At 67.1% G+C, this 15991-nt stretch carries 17 protein-coding genes; 8 read left to right on the top strand and 9 right to left on the bottom strand.

What is annotated here, in order from left to right; all coding sequences use genetic code 11:
* Nucleotides 1-6: 6 nt before the first annotated feature.
* The 5 genes from dnaQ to ACV4UZ_RS17595 form a co-directional block, all read right to left on the bottom strand.
* A complete protein-coding gene (dnaQ, locus tag ACV4UZ_RS17615) occupies nt 7-699 on the bottom strand; it encodes a DNA polymerase III subunit epsilon (protein ID WP_491602089.1) in 693 nt (230 codons plus the stop codon).
* A gap of 79 nt (nt 700-778) precedes the next feature.
* Nucleotides 779-1411: a dephospho-CoA kinase gene (gene coaE / locus ACV4UZ_RS17610; RefSeq protein ID WP_491602088.1), complete on the bottom strand. Its 633-nt coding sequence runs from the start codon at nt 1409-1411 to the stop codon at nt 779-781.
* Nucleotides 1408-2247 carry a shikimate dehydrogenase gene (locus ACV4UZ_RS17605; protein ID WP_491602087.1) on the bottom strand — a complete coding sequence of 280 codons (840 nt, stop codon included), beginning with the start codon at nt 2245-2247 and terminating at the stop codon, nt 1408-1410. Before ACV4UZ_RS17605 ends, coaE begins: the two co-directional genes overlap by 4 nt.
* The gene (locus ACV4UZ_RS17600; RefSeq protein WP_491602086.1) at nt 2244-2834 is read right to left on the bottom strand and encodes a Maf family protein; all 591 of its coding nucleotides are present in this window, start codon (nt 2832-2834) and stop codon (nt 2244-2246) included. The genes ACV4UZ_RS17605 and ACV4UZ_RS17600 overlap by 4 nt, the downstream gene beginning before the upstream one ends.
* Complete coding sequence (locus ACV4UZ_RS17595; RefSeq protein ID WP_491602085.1) at nt 2831-3685, bottom strand: pyruvate, water dikinase regulatory protein; 855 nt, start codon at nt 3683-3685, stop codon at nt 2831-2833. The genes ACV4UZ_RS17600 and ACV4UZ_RS17595 overlap by 4 nt, the downstream gene beginning before the upstream one ends.
* A gap of 409 nt (nt 3686-4094) precedes the next feature.
* On the opposite strand from ACV4UZ_RS17595, the gene hemE reads away from it, so the two are divergent.
* From hemE to rho, 4 genes are all read left to right on the top strand, one after another.
* On the top strand, nt 4095-5135 hold the full coding sequence (gene hemE / locus ACV4UZ_RS17590) for a uroporphyrinogen decarboxylase (protein ID WP_491602084.1): 1041 nt from the start codon (nt 4095-4097) through the stop codon (nt 5133-5135).
* On the top strand, nt 5132-6145 hold the full coding sequence (gene hemH, locus ACV4UZ_RS17585; protein WP_491602083.1) for a ferrochelatase: 1014 nt from the start codon (nt 5132-5134) through the stop codon (nt 6143-6145). The genes hemE and hemH overlap by 4 nt, the downstream gene beginning before the upstream one ends.
* Nucleotides 6139-6576 carry a protoporphyrinogen oxidase HemJ gene (hemJ, locus tag ACV4UZ_RS17580; RefSeq protein ID WP_491602082.1) on the top strand — a complete coding sequence of 146 codons (438 nt, stop codon included), beginning with the start codon at nt 6139-6141 and terminating at the stop codon, nt 6574-6576. Before hemH ends, hemJ begins: the two co-directional genes overlap by 7 nt.
* A 205-nt stretch (nt 6577-6781) precedes the next feature.
* On the top strand, nt 6782-8038 hold the full coding sequence (rho, locus tag ACV4UZ_RS17575; protein ID WP_068430002.1) for a transcription termination factor Rho: 1257 nt from the start codon (nt 6782-6784) through the stop codon (nt 8036-8038).
* Between the two features lie 120 nt (nt 8039-8158).
* On the opposite strand, the gene ACV4UZ_RS17570 is transcribed toward rho, so the two are convergent.
* From ACV4UZ_RS17570 to ACV4UZ_RS17555, 4 genes are all read right to left on the bottom strand, one after another.
* Entirely contained in the window at nt 8159-8536 is a 378-nt protein-coding gene (locus ACV4UZ_RS17570) for a hypothetical protein (RefSeq protein ID WP_491602081.1), read from the bottom strand.
* 62 nt (nt 8537-8598) lie between these two features.
* On the bottom strand, nt 8599-9576 hold the full coding sequence (locus tag ACV4UZ_RS17565) for a quinone oxidoreductase family protein (RefSeq protein WP_491602080.1): 978 nt from the start codon (nt 9574-9576) through the stop codon (nt 8599-8601).
* Entirely contained in the window at nt 9573-10025 is a 453-nt protein-coding gene (locus ACV4UZ_RS17560) for a methylated-DNA--[protein]-cysteine S-methyltransferase (RefSeq protein WP_491602079.1), read from the bottom strand. Before ACV4UZ_RS17560 ends, ACV4UZ_RS17565 begins: the two co-directional genes overlap by 4 nt.
* 7 nt (nt 10026-10032) lie before the next feature.
* Nucleotides 10033-12048: a thioredoxin domain-containing protein gene (locus ACV4UZ_RS17555; protein ID WP_491602078.1), complete on the bottom strand. Its 2016-nt coding sequence runs from the start codon at nt 12046-12048 to the stop codon at nt 10033-10035.
* Between the two features lie 89 nt (nt 12049-12137).
* Here ACV4UZ_RS17555 and ACV4UZ_RS17550 point away from each other — a divergent pair, with 89 nt between their 5' ends.
* The 4 genes from ACV4UZ_RS17550 to mnmG are packed head-to-tail and all read left to right on the top strand — an operon-like array spanning nt 12138 to nt 15952.
* Nucleotides 12138-12389, top strand: coding sequence for a DUF6489 family protein (locus ACV4UZ_RS17550; RefSeq protein ID WP_491602077.1), 252 nt, complete (start codon nt 12138-12140; stop codon nt 12387-12389).
* Between the two features lie 2 nt (nt 12390-12391).
* Complete coding sequence (locus ACV4UZ_RS17545) at nt 12392-12733, top strand: (2Fe-2S) ferredoxin domain-containing protein (protein WP_491602076.1); 342 nt, start codon at nt 12392-12394, stop codon at nt 12731-12733.
* Nucleotides 12734-12743: 10 nt separating this feature from the next.
* Entirely contained in the window at nt 12744-14069 is a 1326-nt protein-coding gene (gene mnmE, locus ACV4UZ_RS17540; protein WP_491602075.1) for a tRNA uridine-5-carboxymethylaminomethyl(34) synthesis GTPase MnmE, read from the top strand.
* Between the two features lie 50 nt (nt 14070-14119).
* Nucleotides 14120-15952 (top strand): tRNA uridine-5-carboxymethylaminomethyl(34) synthesis enzyme MnmG, encoded by a 1833-nt coding sequence (gene mnmG, locus ACV4UZ_RS17535; RefSeq protein ID WP_491602438.1) that lies wholly within the window; start codon nt 14120-14122, stop codon nt 15950-15952.
* The last annotated feature ends 39 nt before the right edge of the window (nt 15953-15991 follow it).

Genomic DNA, 15991 nt, shown 5'->3' with positions numbered 1-15991 from the left:
GGAAGCCTAGTCCCGCAGCCACACGGCGTTCTTGAGCTTGGCCACGAACGCCGTGTGCGCCGCGGTTTCCTCCTCGGTCGGGGCATGGGGCCGGGGGGCGCGGAACTCCCGCGTGACCTGGACGGCCGAGGCATTGGCCGCGTTATTGCCGCCATTGCCCTTGCCGCCACCCAGTTCGAGGCCCGGCTGGCGGCCGCCGATCAGCTGCAGATAGACCTCGGCCAGCAATTCGGAATCCAGCAGCGCGCCGTGCTTGGTGCGATGGGTGTTGTCGATCTCGAAGCGGCGGCACAACGCGTCCAGGTTGGCCTGGGCGCCGGGAAACTTCTTGCGCGCCATCAGCACGGTGTCGATGGAGCGGCTCATGGGAAGCGCGGGAAAGCCCAGCCGCGCCAGCTCGGCGTTGAGGAACCGCATGTCGAATTCGGCATTGTGGATGACCAGCGGCGCGTCGCCGATGAAGTCCAGGAAGTCGGCGACGATCTCGGCGAACAGCGGCTTGTCCGCCAGGAACTCGGCGGACAGGCCGTGGACCTTGAACGCCTCCTCCGGCATGTCGCGCTCGGGATTGCAGTAGCGGTGAAAGACGTTGCCGGTGGGCAGGTGGTTGAACAGCTCGACGCAGCCGATTTCCACCAGCCGATGCCCGCTCAAGGGGTCGAAGCCGGTGGTTTCCGTATCGAGCACGATCTCGCGCATGGGTTCTGCCCTTTCATCAATAACTATCGGGCTATCGCCCGAACCCATCCGGGGCCAATGCCCCGGACCCCATTTCATTTCATCGATGGGGTTTGGGGCCCTTGGCCCCAAGCGGGTGCGGGCGGCAAGCCCGCATTTCTTGCACCAAGGCCTTCAGCCGCTTCCATGCCGGGCCTTTCCCCAATCCGGTGGGAATCACTACGTCGGCCCTGCGGCGTTTTTGCTCATCGGGCATCTGCTTGGCAAGCACCGCGTCCAGGCGCGCCCGCGTCATGCCGGGCCGGGCCAGCACGCGGGCGGCCTGGAGGAAGGCCGGCGCGCTGACCACCGCCACCAGGTCGCAGCGATCCTCGCCATGGGTCTCGAACAGCAGCGGGATGTCCAGAACCACCAGTGGCGTGCCATGGCGGCGATGCCGCGCCAGGAAGTCGCGTTCGGCGGCGCGCACCAGGGGATGGACGATGCCTTCCAGCCGCTTCAGCGCCCCATCGTCGCCGAACACCCGGGCGCCCAGCGCGGTCCGGTCCACCGCGCCGTCCTTGACCACGCCGGGGAAGGCGGATTCCACCGCCGCCACCGCCTTGCCGCCGGGGGCGAACAGCGCATGCACGGTGGCGTCGGCGTCGTGCACCGGCACGCCCAGGCGGCGCAGCATGGCGGCGGCCGTGCTTTTTCCCATGCCGATCGAGCCGGTGAGACCCAGGATCTTCATGACGACAGGACGAAGCTCCGCAACTCGTCGGTGACTGCGGGCCGCCGGCCGAACCAGGCCTCGAATCCCGGCACCGCCTGATGCAGCAGCATGCCCAGCCCGTCCACTGTCCGATTGCCCCGCGCCCGGGCGCGGGCCAGCAGATCGGTTTCCAGCGGGACATAGACGATATCGTTGACCAACGCGGTGGTTGGAAGGGCCGCGAGGTCCAGGTCCAAACTCGCCTGACCGGCCATCCCCAGCGTGGTGGTGTTGACCAGCAGGGCGCAGCCTTCCAGCATCTCCGCCCGTTCCGACCACTCCACAACCCGGACCGGGCCGCCGAGTTCGGCGGCCAGAATTTCCGCCCGTTCACGCGAGCGGTTGGCGAGGCGGATTTCCGGCACCCCGGCATCGGCCAGCGCCGCCACCACGGCGCGCGACGCGCCGCCGGCGCCGATCACCGCCGCCGGGCCGGAGGCGGGCACCCAGGCGGGGCAGCCCTGGCGCAGATTCTCGAAGAAGCCGTAGGCATCGGTGTTGCGGCCTTCCAGTGAGCCGTCCGCGCCGACCACCAGGGTGTTGACCGCGCCGATGCGCGCCGCCAGGGGATCGAGACGGTCCACCAGCCGCATCACCGCCTCCTTGTGGGGCACGGTGACGTTGGCGCCGGCAAAGCCCATGCGGGGCAGGGCGCGGATCACGGTGTCCAGGTTCTCGGGCGCCACCGCCAGCGGCAGATAGGCGCCGTCGATGCCCAAGCGTTCCAGCCAGAAGCCGTGCAGGCGGGGCGAGCGGGAATGGGAGACCGGCCAGCCCAGCACCCCGGCCAGTCTGGCCTTGCCCGATACGATCATGGGACCAGTTCTCCGTTCTCGCGCAGGAAATCCATCAGGGCCAGCAGCGGCAGCCCCAGGATGGTGAAGAAGTCACCTTCAACCGTCAGGAACAGCTGGGCCCCCCGGCCTTCCAGCTGATAGGCCCCCACCGAGGACAGCACCGCCTCGCCCGCCGCCTCCAGATAGCGATCGAGGAAGGCTTCGCTGAAATTGCGCATGGTGAGCTTGGCGGATTCGGTGTGGTGCCAGACGCGTCTGCCGTCCCGGACCGCCACCACGGCGCTGGTCAGGCGATGGGTCTTGTGGCGCAGCGCCAGCAGCTGGTCCCGCGCCGCGGCCCGGTCGGCCGGCTTGTCGAACCACGCTCCGTCGCAGTCGAGCATCTGGTCGGCGCCGATCACCAGGGCGCCGGGATGACGGGACGAGACCCGCGCCGCCTTCAGCTCGGCCAGCACCTCGGCCACCCGGGCGGGATTGCGGGTCTCGGTCGCCAGCGAGTCCTTGACCGCCTGTTCGTCCACCGCCGCCACGTCGACGGTGAAGGCGATGCCGGAATCGGCCAGCATGCGGGCACGGGCGGAACTGCCCGAGGCGAGAACGATCATGTGGGCGCGCTTTCCACCTTGATGCCGTTCCTGACGCCGTTCCTTTCCTGGTGGCGCTCGTAGAGCTGGATGATGGCGGCCGAGGCCTCCTCGATGGAGCGCCGCGTCACGTCCACCACCGGCCAGCCCAGGCGCGAGAAGATGCGCCGTGCCTGCTGCACCTCCTCCTTGACCTTCTCGAACTGGGCGTAATCGGCTTCCTCTTCCTGGTTCAGGAGGCGCAGCCGGGCGCGGCGGATGTCGGACAGGCTCTTGGGGTCCTTGGTCAGGCCCACCACCAGCGGCTTCTTGGCCCGTTCCAGCTCGGGTGGCAGAGGCACGCCGGGCACCAGGGGATAATTGGCGCATTTCAGGCCGCGATTGGCCAGGTACATGCAGGTGGGAGTCTTGGAAGAGCGCGAAACGCCGACCAGCACGATGTCGGCCTGATCCACCATCTCGATCAGCTGGCCGTCGTCGTGGGACAGGGTGAACTGCATGGCGTCGATGCGGCGGAAATATTCGGCGTCCAGCTGGTACTGGCGGCCGGGCAGGGCGGTGACCTCCAGGTCGAGAAAGGCCGACAGACCCGCCATCACCGGATCGAGCAGCGAGATGCAGGGAATGCCCCGATGGCGGCAGGCCTCCTCCAGCACACCCCGCACCGCGCCGTCCACCAGGGTGAACAGCACCAGGCCGGGATTGTCCTCGATGCCGGCGATGACCCGCTCCACCTGACCCTGGGTGCGGACCAGCCACCAGTTATGCTGAATGGGCTGCACGCCTTCGAACTGGACGAGGCAGGCGCGGGCCACCGAGGTGACCGTCTCGCCGGTGGCGTCGGATACGAGGTGAAGGTGAAAGCTCCGCATGGCTGTGGATAACCCGCAAGTCCGTGGATAAGGGGGGGTCCTGGCGAAATGCGGGAAAACGCTCCCCGCTGGCCCCGATTCCATGGAGGCACATCCCCCCATGTCCAAAACCGTTCCGCACTCACCGACAATAGCGTGAATCCGCGTCCGTCACACTCGATTTCCCCGTTTTCCCCAAGGGATGAATGCCTGAAATAACAACGAGCTAACCTTGTTGCACCGCACTCGTCCACAAGTGGGTCGCCGATGGGTCGAAATCAGAACAAGCCTGTGGATGGCTTTGGCACAATGTCCAATCCCCGTTTTCCACAGGCATCAACAGACCACAGCAACCTTTTCTCTAAACCTTAAAGTCTGTAAGAGAGAGCCATCCCCAGCCTGCGAGGCCCCCAGCTCCGAGGAAACGCCCGTGTCCAGCCCGTCCAAGCCCTTCCTCCGCGCCCTCGCCGGCGAGACCCTCACCCCTCCGCCGTTCTGGCTGATGCGCCAGGCCGGACGCTACCTGCCGGAATACCGCGCCACCCGTGCCGAGGCGGGAAGCTTCCTCGACCTGTGCTACAATTCCGATCTCGCCTGTGAAGTCACCCTGCAGCCGCTCAGGCGCTATGGCTTCGACGCCGCCATCCTGTTCTCCGACATCCTGGTGGTCCCCGATGCGTTGCGGCAGCAGGTTGCCTTCAAGGAAGGCGAAGGTCCGGTGTTGACGCCCATTCGCTCGGCAGAGGATCTGAGCGGTCTCGACCTCTCGGGCCTGCACGACCATCTCGCCCCGGTCTACGAGACGGTCCGGAAGCTGTCTTCCGCCATTCCCGAGACCACCGCCCTGATCGGCTTCGCCGGCGCGCCCTGGACGGTGGCCACCTACATGATCGAGGGCAGCGGCTCCAAGGACTTCGCCAAGGCCAAGGGCATGATGTTCGGCCAGCCGGAGCTGTTCGCCCGCCTGATGGACCTGCTGGTCCAGGCCACCGGTGATTATCTCATCCGCCAGATCGACAACGGCGCCGAGGCCATCCAGATCTTCGACACCTGGGCCGGCGCGCTGCCCGAGGACATGTTCGACAAATGGGTGATCGGCCCGACCCGCGCCCTGGTCGAGCGTATCCGCGCCGAGCGGCCGGGCGTTCCGGTGATCGGCTTTCCGCGCGGAGCCGGCGTGCTCTACAAGCGCTATGTGGCCGAGACCAAGGTCAGCGGCGTTTCGCTCGACCCCTCGGTGCCGCTGGACTGGACGGCGGCCGAATTGCAGCCCCATTGCACGGTGCAGGGCAATCTTGATCCCATCCTGCTGGTGGCGGGCGGCGAGGCGCTGGATGCCGGCATCGATCGGGTGCTCAGGGCGCTGTCCAAGGGACCGTTCATCTTCAACCTCGGCCACGGCATCACTCCGCCGACGCCGCCGGACAACGTGGCACGCCTCGCCGAGCGGGTGAAGGGCTGGAAGGGATGAGCACCGCCGGCGGCAGAAAGACGGCTGTCGTTCTGTTCAACCTGGGCGGACCCGATTCGCTCGAGGCGGTGAAGCCGTTCCTGTTCAACCTGTTCAATGATCCGGCCATCATCGGGGCGCCCGGCCCCATCCGCTGGCTGCTGGCCAAGTACATCTCGGCCAAGCGGGCGCCGACCGCGCGCGGCATCTACCAGATGCTGGGCGGGCGGTCGCCCCTGGTGCCGGAGACCGAGGCGCAGGCCAGGGCCTTGGAGCATGTGCTGGGGGACGGCTTCAAGTGCTTCATCGCCATGCGCTACTGGCATCCCTTCACCCATGAGGCGGTGTCCGCCGTCAAGGAATGGGGTGCCGACGAAGTGGTTCTGCTGCCGCTTTATCCCCAGTTCTCCACCACCACCACCGGGTCGTCGCTGAAGGAATGGCACGCCCAGGCGAGGAAGCAGGGTCTCGTCGCACCGGTCCGTCTCGCCTGCTGCTATCCCACCGAGCCGGGGCTGGTGGCGGCCATGGCCGATCTGGCCAGGACGGGATACGGCGAGGCCGCTTCGGCCGGCAAGCCGCGCATCCTGTTTTCCGCCCACGGCCTGCCCAAATCGGTGATCGCCAAGGGTGATCCCTATCAGGCCCAGGTTGAGCTGACCGCCGCTTCGGTGGCCCGCGCCACCGGCATCGACAATCTCGACTGGGCCATCTGCTATCAGAGCCGGGTCGGTCCCATGGAATGGATCGGTCCCAGCACCGAGGCCGAGCTGGAACGCGCCGGAAGCGATGGCGTGCCGGTGGTGATCGTGCCGGTGGCCTTCGTCTCCGAGCATTCCGAGACCCTGGTGGAACTGGACATCGAATACCGCCACAAGGCCGATACCCTGGGCATTCCCGCTTACGTGCGGGTGCCGGCGCTGGGTTGCCATCCCGCCTTCGTCCGCGGACTGGCCGACGTGGTTCACCGGCCCCAGGCCTTCACCGGCCAGGCCTGCAAACATCTTGGGCGGAGTTGCCCGGCATGCTGAGCGGATCGGCCTATCTGTGGATCAAGGCGGTGCACGTCATCGCCATCATCTCGTGGATGGCGGGACTGCTTTATCTGCCGCGCCTGTTCGTCTACCACACCGGCGTCAAGCCGCGCTCGGAGGCCTCGGAAACCTTCAAGATCATGGAGCGCCGGCTGATCAAGGCGATCATGACTCCGGCCATGGTGCTGGCCTGGACGCTCGGCCTGATCATGGCGGTGGATGGCGGCCTGTTCTCCCAGGGTTGGTTCCACCTCAAGCTGGCCTGCGTGGTGGGGATGACCGTCGCCCATTTCTTCCTGGCCCGCTGCAAGGATTCCTTCGCCGAGGACCGCAATACCAGATCCGAGAAATTCTACCGCGTCATCAACGAAGTCCCCACCCTGCTGATGATCGTCATCGTCATCGTGGTGATCGTGAAGCCGTTCTGATAATCAGGTTTGACAGCGCCGCCGGCTTTGGCTAATGCTCTAGCAAATCTTCCAGGGCGGCCAACACGCCCGTTTCCCACCATCCTTCTTCCGCGCCGGATCATCAGCATCCGTGCCTGATCGGCAGCCGGTCCGCTCTACAGTCGGACCCGTCCCACCTTAGGCCGATCGTTCGCGCGGAACATTCATCCGACGGATATTTCCCATGCACCTGCAGGACCTGAAGAAGAAGAGCCCGGCCGAACTCCTGGCCTTTGCCGAAGAGCTGGAGGTGGAAAACGCCAGCACGCTTCGCAAACAGGACATGATGTTCGCCATCCTGAAGCAGCTGGCCGACAACGACACGCCCATCTACGGCGACGGCGTGCTGGAAATCCTGCAGGACGGCTTCGGTTTCCTCAGGAGCCCCGAGGCCAACTACCTTCCCGGCCCCGACGACATCTACGTCAGCCCCAGCCAGGTGCGCCGCTTCGGCCTGCGCACCGGCGACACGGTGGACGGCCAGATCCGGGCGCCCAAGGACGGCGAGCGCTATTTCGCCCTGCTCAAGGTCAACAACATCAATTTCGAGGACCCGGAAAAGGTCCGCCACCGCATCAACTTCGACAACCTCACCCCGCTTTATCCCGACGAGAAGCTGAAGCTGGAGATCGAGGACCCCACCCGCAAGGATCTCACCACCCGCGTGATCGATCTGGTGGCTCCCATCGGCAAGGGCCAGCGCGCCCTGATCGTCGCCCCGCCGCGCACCGGCAAGACCGTGATGCTGCAGAACATGGCGCACGCCATTTCGCTCAATCACCCCGAGGTCTACCTGATCGTGCTGCTGATCGACGAGCGGCCCGAGGAAGTGACGGACATGGCCCGCTCGGTGAAGGGCGAGGTCATCTCGTCCACCTTCGACGAGCCGGCGTCGCGCCACGTCCAGGTCACCGAGATGGTGCTGGAGAAGGCCAAGCGTCTGGTGGAGCACAAGCGCGACGTGGTGATCCTGCTGGATTCCATCACCCGTCTGGCGCGCGCCTACAACACCGTGGTGCCCAGCTCGGGCAAGGTGCTGACCGGCGGCGTGGACGCCAACGCGCTCCAGCGCCCCAAGCGCTTCTTCGGCGCGGCCCGCAACATCGAGGAGGGCGGCTCGCTGTCCATCATCGCCACCGCCCTGATCGACACCGGCTCGCGCATGGACGAGGTGATCTTCGAGGAGTTCAAGGGCACCGGCAATTCGGAAATCATCCTGGACCGCAAGCTCAGCGACAAGCGCACCTTCCCGGCCATCGACATCACCAAGTCGGGCACCCGCAAGGAAGAGCTGCTGGTGGACAAGGGCATCCTGTCCAAGATGTGGGTGCTGCGCCGCATCCTGATGCCCATGGGCGTGGTCGATGCCATGGAATTCCTGGTGGACAAGCTCAAGCACTCGAAGAACAACGGCGATTTCTTCGAAGCGATGAATTCGTAGCATCCAGATTGAAACCGTCACCCCCGGGCTTGACCCGGGGGCCCATGGATGGCCGGGTCAAGCCCGGCCATGACGATGGAGAGAAAAACGCCGGTCGAAGGACCGGCGTTTTTCTTGGTCTCAATGATGTCCCGACGTCCGCCGCCGGTGATGGCGCCGGTGGCTCTGGCTCAGCAAATCGTCCGAGGGGCCGTCGTCGTCGGAGCGGCGCCGCCACAGATGCAGGCCGCCGGCCAGCAGCATGGGCGGCACCACCACGATGGCGATACGGCCCAGCATGTTGAAGAACGAATTGCGATCGGTCTCGATGACCACGGCGTTCTTGCATTCATAGCGTTGCTTGAAGGTGCCCGAGCAGTCGCGCAGCCGTTCCTTGACCGTCTCCGACGAGTGGTTCTCCACCGTGCCGGCGGGAAGATTGGCGAACTGGTCCCAGCCCGCCCAGGCCATCCAGGCCAGACTGACCATCGTCACCACAGTATTGCCGATCTTGGACACGCCTTCCCTCCAACCCGGGTGAAACCCCGAACCCGGAGTCTACTATCCTTTCGGAAGGGCCTTCACGGCAAGAGGAGAGTGGAGCCGGTGGTCCGGCGCGCTTCCAGATCGGCATGGGCCTTGGCGGCGTCCTTCAGGGCATAGGTCTGGTTGATCTCCACCTTGACCACGCCTTTCTGCACCACCTCGAACAATTCCCCGGCCGATTCCACCAGATCCGAGCGCTTGGCGGTATAGGCCATCAGCGAGGGCCGGGTCAGGAACAGCGAACCCTTGGCGGCCAGCAGGCCGGTATCCAGGGGCTCGACCTTGCCCGAGCTTTGGCCGAACGACACCATCATGCCCAGGGGCCGCAGGCAGTCGAGGGATTTGAGGAAGGTATCCCTGCCCACGGAATCGTAGACCACCGGCACGCCCTCGCCGCCGGTGATCTCGCGCACGCGGGCGACGAAATCCTCGGACTTGTAGAGGATGGGGTGATCGCAGCCATGGGCCCTGGCCAGGTCCGCCTTGTCCTCCGAGCCCACCGTGCCGATCACGGTGGCCCCCAGGTGCCTCGCCCACTGGCAGACCATCAGCCCCACTCCGCCGGCGGCGGCATGAATCAGGATGGTGTCGCCCTTCTGCACGCGGTAGGTGCGGCGCAGCAGATACTGGGCGGTCATGCCCTGCAGCATCATGGCGGCGGCCGTGCGCTCGTCGATGGACTCGGGCAGCTTCACCAGCCGGTCGGCGGGCATGAGGCGCGCCTCGGCATAGGCCCCCAGGGGCGGATTGGCGTAGGCCACCCGGTCGCCCGGCTTGAACTCGGTGACGCCATCACCCACCGCCTCGACCAATCCGGCGCCTTCCAGGCCGGGGGTGAAGGGCAGGGGGGCGGGATAAAGCCCGGTGCGGTGATAGACGTCGATGAAGTTGAGGCCCACGGCCGCTTGGCGCAGCAGAACCTGGCCAGGGCCGGGAGCGGGGATTTCGACCTCTTCCCAGGCCATGACCTCGGGACCGCCGGGCTGGTGGATGCGGATGGCGTGGGTTTTCACTTGAGGGATACTCCTTCGTGGCGCAGCAGGAATTGCTTGGTCTCGATGCCGTCGATGCCGGAATAGCCGCCCATGGCGCCATTGGCGCCCAGCACCCGGTGGCAGGGAATGATCACCGGAATGGGATTGCGGCCGCAGGCGCCGCCCAGCGCGCGCGGCGCGGTGCCCAATTCCTCGGCCAGCTGGCCGTAGCTTCGGGTCTGGCCGAAGGGAATCCGGGACAGCGCCGCCCAGACCTTTTGCTGGAACGCCGTGCCGTGGGGTGCCAGCGGCAGGTCGAAGACGGTGCGCTTGCCGTCGAAATATTCCTCCAGCTGATCGCGGGCTTTCAGCAGCAGGGGCGTCTCGTCGTTCTCGGGCAGAAAGCCCCAGTCCAGGGCGACGATGGCGTCATCGGCCTCGAACAGGGCCAGCGGCCCGATGGGGGAATTGAAGGCGAGGTGCGGCATCTTGGTCCTATTTCTCGCGAAGCAGGGCGGCCAGCTCTCCGGGATCGGTGACCGGCGCCTTGCAGGTGGAGCCCCGGCAAATATAAGCCGCCGCCCGGCCCTCCACCAGCGACTTGCCATGGGCGGGATGCCCGGCGGCCAGGGACGTGCCGTCCTCGACCCGCAGCAGGGAGGCCGGCGGCAGCGGCGTGGCGGCGAAGGCCCGCAGCAGGGCCAGGCCGCCCGGGTCGTCCAAAGGCCCGACGATCACCACCTGCAGCGGCTCGGCCAGGATGGAGAAGGCCTCGAGCAACGAGGTCATGTGGGGAATCTGGTCGGGAATGGCGGCGGCGAAGGCATCGATCACCGCGCCGGCGCGCTCGCGCCAGTATTCGTCGCCGGTGACCAGCCACAGCCGGGCCAGGGCCTCGGCCATCATGCCGTTGCCGCTGGGCACCGCCGAATCGAAGCTCGGCTTGGTGCGGATCACCACGTCGACGGCATCGTCGGCCGAGTGGAAATAGCCGCCGCCCTCCTCGTCCCAATGATGGGCGTGAACCTGCCCGGCCCAGGCCTTGGCCCGGTCCAGATGATCGGGACGGGCGGTGATCTCGTGCAGCGCCAGCGCCGCCAGGATCAGCCAGCCGTAATCGTCGAGCACGGCGGCGGTCTCGGCGCGGCCCTGGCACAGCGAATGGGCGGGGCGTCCGTCGGGACGGGTCATCTTCTGGACAAGGATCTCGAAGGCATGCTCGGCGGCGGCCAGCCAGTCGGGGCGGTCGAGGGCCAGCGCCGCCTCGGCCAGGGCGGCGATCATCATGGCGTTCCAGTCGGCCAGCACCTTGCCGTCGCGGCCCGGCCACACCCGCTTGTCGCGCTCGGCCAGCAAGGCGGCCTTGGCCGCCGCCAGGGGGCCATCGTCTCCGCCGCCCCTGGGATGGTTGCGGTGAAGGATGTTGCGGCCTTCCCAATTGCCATGGGGCTGCACGCCATACAGCCGGCAGAACTCCGAGGCGGTTTCCAGGTCCAGCAGGGCGGAGATTTCTTCCGAGGTCCAGGTGTAGAACAGCCCTTCCTCGCCGTCGCTGTCGGCGTCGAGCGCCGCGGCGAAGGCCCCGCCCTCGGCGCTCATGTCCCTGAGCAGCCAGCCCACCGTCTCGAACACGCGGGTGCGGTAAAGCGGCGATCCCGTGTGCTTCCACGCCTTGGTCAGCAGCGACACGAGCTGGGCGTTGTCGTAGAGCATCTTCTCGAAATGGGGCACCAGCCAGGTCTCGTCGGTGGAATAGCGCATGAAGCCGCCGCCCAGGTGGTCGTAGATGCCGCCCTGGCAGATATGATCCAGCGTCACCGTCACCGCATCCCGAAGGCTGGAATTGCCGGTGCGCAGATAGGAATGCCACAGGAAACGGAACAGGCCGGGCTGGGGGAATTTCGGCGCGCCCACCGTGCCGCCGTCCTCGAAATCGATCAGGCGCAGGCATTGGCTGGCGGCCAGATCGACGATCTCCATGTCCAGTCCCATGGGCCCGGGCGAGCGGGCCATCTTTTCCAGCGCCTCCCGGATGCGTCCGACATTGTGGCCGATCTTTTCCGGATCGCGGTGGAAGGTATGGGCGATCCCTTCCAGCACGTCGGGAAAGGCGGCGCGGCCGTAACGCGGCGTGGCGGGAAAGTAGGTGCCGCCCCAGAACGGCTCGGCATCGGGGGTGAGGAACATGGTCAGCGGCCAGCCGCCGTGCTGGCCCATCAGGGCCAGCGCGTTCTGGTACAGCGCGTCCAGGTCGGGCCTTTCCTCGCGATCGACCTTGATGTTGACGAACAGCTGGTTCATCAGCCCGGCGATGCCTTCGTCCTCGAAGCTTTCGTGGGCCATGACGTGGCACCAGTGGCAGGCGGAATAGCCCACCGACAGCAGGATCGGCTTGTTGGCGCGCTTGGCCTCGGCCAGGGCATCGGGTCCCCAGGCCCACCAGTGGACGGGATTGTGGGCGTGCTGCAGCAGGTAGGGGCTGGTCTCGGCGGCCAGTCGATTGTGGGACATTCCGTGATCCTTGAACGGCGGGACATTGCGTCTGGAAAGGCTAATGCTTAGTTTGGGTGGATGGGGGCCGAGCGCAAGACGAGGACGACATGAAGATTACCGTGGATGTGGACTGTACGCCGGAGGAGGCGCGGACCTTCCTGGGCCTGCCCGACGTCAAGCCCATGCAGGAAGCCCTGATGAAGCAGATTCAGGACCAGATGGCCGCCAGCCTGCACGCCATGGAGCCGGAGACCATGCTGAAGGTCTGGCTGCCCGCCGGCGTCCAGGGCATGGAGCAATTGCAGAAGATGTTCTGGTCCCAGTTCTCCACTGGCGGCCAGCGACCCAAGGAGAAGTAGAAGTGAGCCGTCTGCCCAGCGATCCCCCCGACTTTTTCCGGGTCCACGTCTTCATCTGCACCAACCGCCGGCCCGACGACAACAAGCGGGGCTCCTGCGCCCAGAAGGGGTCGGAGGACTTGCGCGAGCACATGAAGAGCGCGCAGAAGAAGCTCGGCCTCAAGGACGTGCGCATCAACTCGGCCGGCTGCCTCGACCGCTGCGGCCAGGGGCCGGTGATGGTGATCTATCCCGAGGGCATCTGGTACAGCTTCAACACCATCGCCGACATCGACGAGATCCTCGACACCCATGTGGTCAAGGGCGGCCGGGTCGAGCGTCTGATGCTCGCCCCCACGCCCTGACCGCCCGGCCATGTCCGACACCATCTACGCCCTTGCCAGCGCCGCGGGGCGCGCCGGCGTGGCGGTGTGGCGGCTGTCGGGCGAGGGGACGGGCGACGCGCTCCAGGCCCTGACCGGCAAGAGTCTGCCCGAGCCCCGCAAGGCGGTGCGCGCCCGCGTCCGCGATGCGGGCGGCGAGGCCATCGACGATGGTCTGGTCCTGTGGTTTCCCGCCCCCCAGTCCTTCACCGGCGAGGACGTGGCCGAACTGCACCTGCATGGCGGAAGGGCGGTGGCCGCGGCGCTCACCCAGCGGCTGGGGGAACTGGGCCTGCGCCCCGCCGAGCCGGGAGAGTTCTCGCGCCGGGCCTTCCTCAACGGCAAGCTCGACCTCACCCGCGCCGAGGCCATCGCCGACCTGGTGGACGCCGAGACGGCGGCTCAGCGGCGCCAGGCGCTGCGGCAGCTGGACGGTGGTCTGGCCGGGCTGGTGGAGGAATGGCGCATGGGCCTGATCCGCGCCATGGCCCATCTGGAAGCGGTGATCGACTTCGCCGACGAGGACATCCCCGACACCCTGGCAGAGCAGTCGGTGGAAGAGGTTCGGGCATTGCGGGCCGAGATGGCGGGCCATCTGGACGAGCGCCGGAGCGGCGAGCGTCTTCGCGACGGTATCCACATCGCCATCCTGGGCGCTCCCAATGCCGGCAAGTCCAGCCTGCTGAACCGGCTGGCCGGGCGGGAGGCCGCCATCGTCTCGTCCCAGGCCGGCACCACCCGGGATGTGATCGAGGTACATCTGGATCTGGCGGGCTGGCCGGTGATCGTCGCCGACACCGCCGGCCTGAGGGACAGTGCCTGCGAAATCGAGAGCGAGGGGGTGCGCCGGGCCGAGGCCCGCGCCGCCCATGCCGATTTTCGGCTCTGCGTCTTCGACGGATCGCTCTATCCCGATCTGGACGCCGCCACGCTGGAAATGATAGACGACGCCACCCTGGTGGTGCTCAACAAGCGCGACCTGATGGTGGGCGAAGTTCCGTCCGGTATCCATGGCCGTCCGGTCCTGGCCCTGTCGGCCAAGGGGGGCGAGGGCGTGGATGATCTGGTTGCCGCCCTGGCCCAGGTGGTGGAGAGCCGCTTCGCCGTGGGCTCGGCCCCGGTGTTGACCCGCGAGCGTCACCGTGTGGCGGTGGCCGAGGCGGTGTCGGCCTTGTCGCGCTTCGATCCCGCCTTGGGGGTGGAGATGGCCGCCGAGGACCTTCGTCTCGCGGCCCGTTCGCTGGGACGGATCACCGGGCGGGTGGATGTGGACGAGATTTTGGACGTGATCTTCCACGAGTTCTGCATCGGGAAGTGAGTCCCCCTAGATATGGTGTGTTTCACGTGAAACAAACAAGTTCTTGCGATGTGGTGGTGATCGGGGCGGGCCATGCCGGGTGCGAGGCGGCGGGCGCCGCCGCGCGCTTCGGGGCACGCACCGTGCTGCTCACCCAGCGTCTGGCGACCATCGGCGAGATGAGCTGCAACCCGGCCATCGGCGGTCTGGCCAAGGGCCAGCTGGTACGCGAGATCGATGCAATGGACGGGCTGATGGGCCGCGCCATCGACCGCGCCGGCATCCAGTTCCGCATCCTCAACCGCAGCAAGGGACCGGCGGTGCAGGGGCCGCGCGCCCAGGCCGACCGCAAGCTCTATCGCCTGGCCATGCGCGCTCTGCTCGACGAGACGGCGAACCTGACCCTGCGGGAAGGCTCGGCCGAGGACCTGATCATCGAGGATGGCCGGGTACGGGGCGTGGTGCTGGCCGACGGCACGACGCTTTCCTGCGGCGCGGTGGTGATCACCACCGGCACCTTCCTGCGTGGCCTGATCCATCTGGGGGAGAAGACCTGGCCGGCGGGAAGGGTGGGCGACGCCCCGTCGCTGGGCCTGTCCCTGGCGCTGGAGCGGGCGGGTCTGCCGCTGGGCCGGCTGAAGACCGGCACGCCGGCCCGGCTCGACGGGCGGACCATCGATTGGGACTCGCTCGACCGTCAGGAGGGGGACGACCCGCCGGTGCCGTTCTCGTACCTGACGGAGCGCATCACCACGCCGCAGGTGGCCTGCGGCATCACCGCCACCACGCCCGCAACCCACGCCATCATCCGCGCCAACCTCGGGCGGGCGCCCATGTATTCCGGCCAGATCCAGAGCACCGGTCCGCGCTATTGCCCCAGCATCGAGGACAAGGTGGTGCGCTTCGCCGACCGCGAGCGCCATCAGATCTTCCTGGAGCCCGAGGGTCTCGACGACGACACCGTCTATCCCAACGGCATCTCCACCTCGCTGCCCGAGGATGTGCAACTGGCCATGATCGCCACCATCCCCGGCCTGGAACGGTGCCGGGTGATTCGCCCCGGCTATGCCATCGAATACGATTTCGTCGATCCCCGGGCGCTGCATCGCTCGCTGGAGACCCGCGCCGTGGCCGGGCTGTTCCTGGCCGGCCAGATCAACGGCACCACCGGCTACGAGGAGGCGGGGGGCCAGGGCCTGCTGGCCGGGCTCAACGCGGCACGCCAGTTGGGCGGGTCGGCGCCGCTGGTTCTCGACCGGGCCGACGCCTATCTGGGGGTGATGGTCGACGATCTGGTCAGCCTGGGCACCAGCGAGCCCTATCGCATGTTCACCTCGCGGGCCGAGTACCGGCTGCTGCTCAGGGCCGACAATGCCGATCTCCGCCTGACCCCCAGGGGGCGCGAGGCGGGGTGCGTCGGGTCGGAGCGCTGGGCCGCCTTCATGGTCAAGTCGGCGGGGCTGGAGCGGGGGCGGCAGATGCTGCACACCCTGAAGGGTTCCCCCGACATGCTGCGCCGGCACGGGCTGGAGATCAACCGGGATGGGGTGGTGCGCTCGGCCTGGGACCTGCTGGCCTATCCCGATCTCCATCTGGCCCGGCTCGCCCAGGTGTGGCCCGAGCTGGGCGAGCTGTCGGGAGCGGTGGCGGAGCAGCTGGAGATCGAGGGCAAGTATGCCGGCTATCTCGACCGCCAGGAGGCCGACATCCGCGCCTATCGCCGCGAGGAGGGTCTGGTCCTGCCGGCCGATCTGGATTACGACGCCATCGGCTCGCTGTCCAACGAGGTGCGCCAGAAGTTCAAGGCAGCCCGGCCCGCCACCCTGGCGGCGGCTTCCCGCATTCCCGGCATCACCCCGGCGGCGGTGACGGCATTGCTGGGATTTGTGAAAAGGGCCTCCTAGATTTTGTGTTTCACGTGAAACAAACCACAGGATGGAGAC

It is taken from the genome of Paramagnetospirillum sp. (genome assembly GCF_058402745.1).
This window is presented reverse-complemented; position numbering and strand designations above follow the sequence as displayed.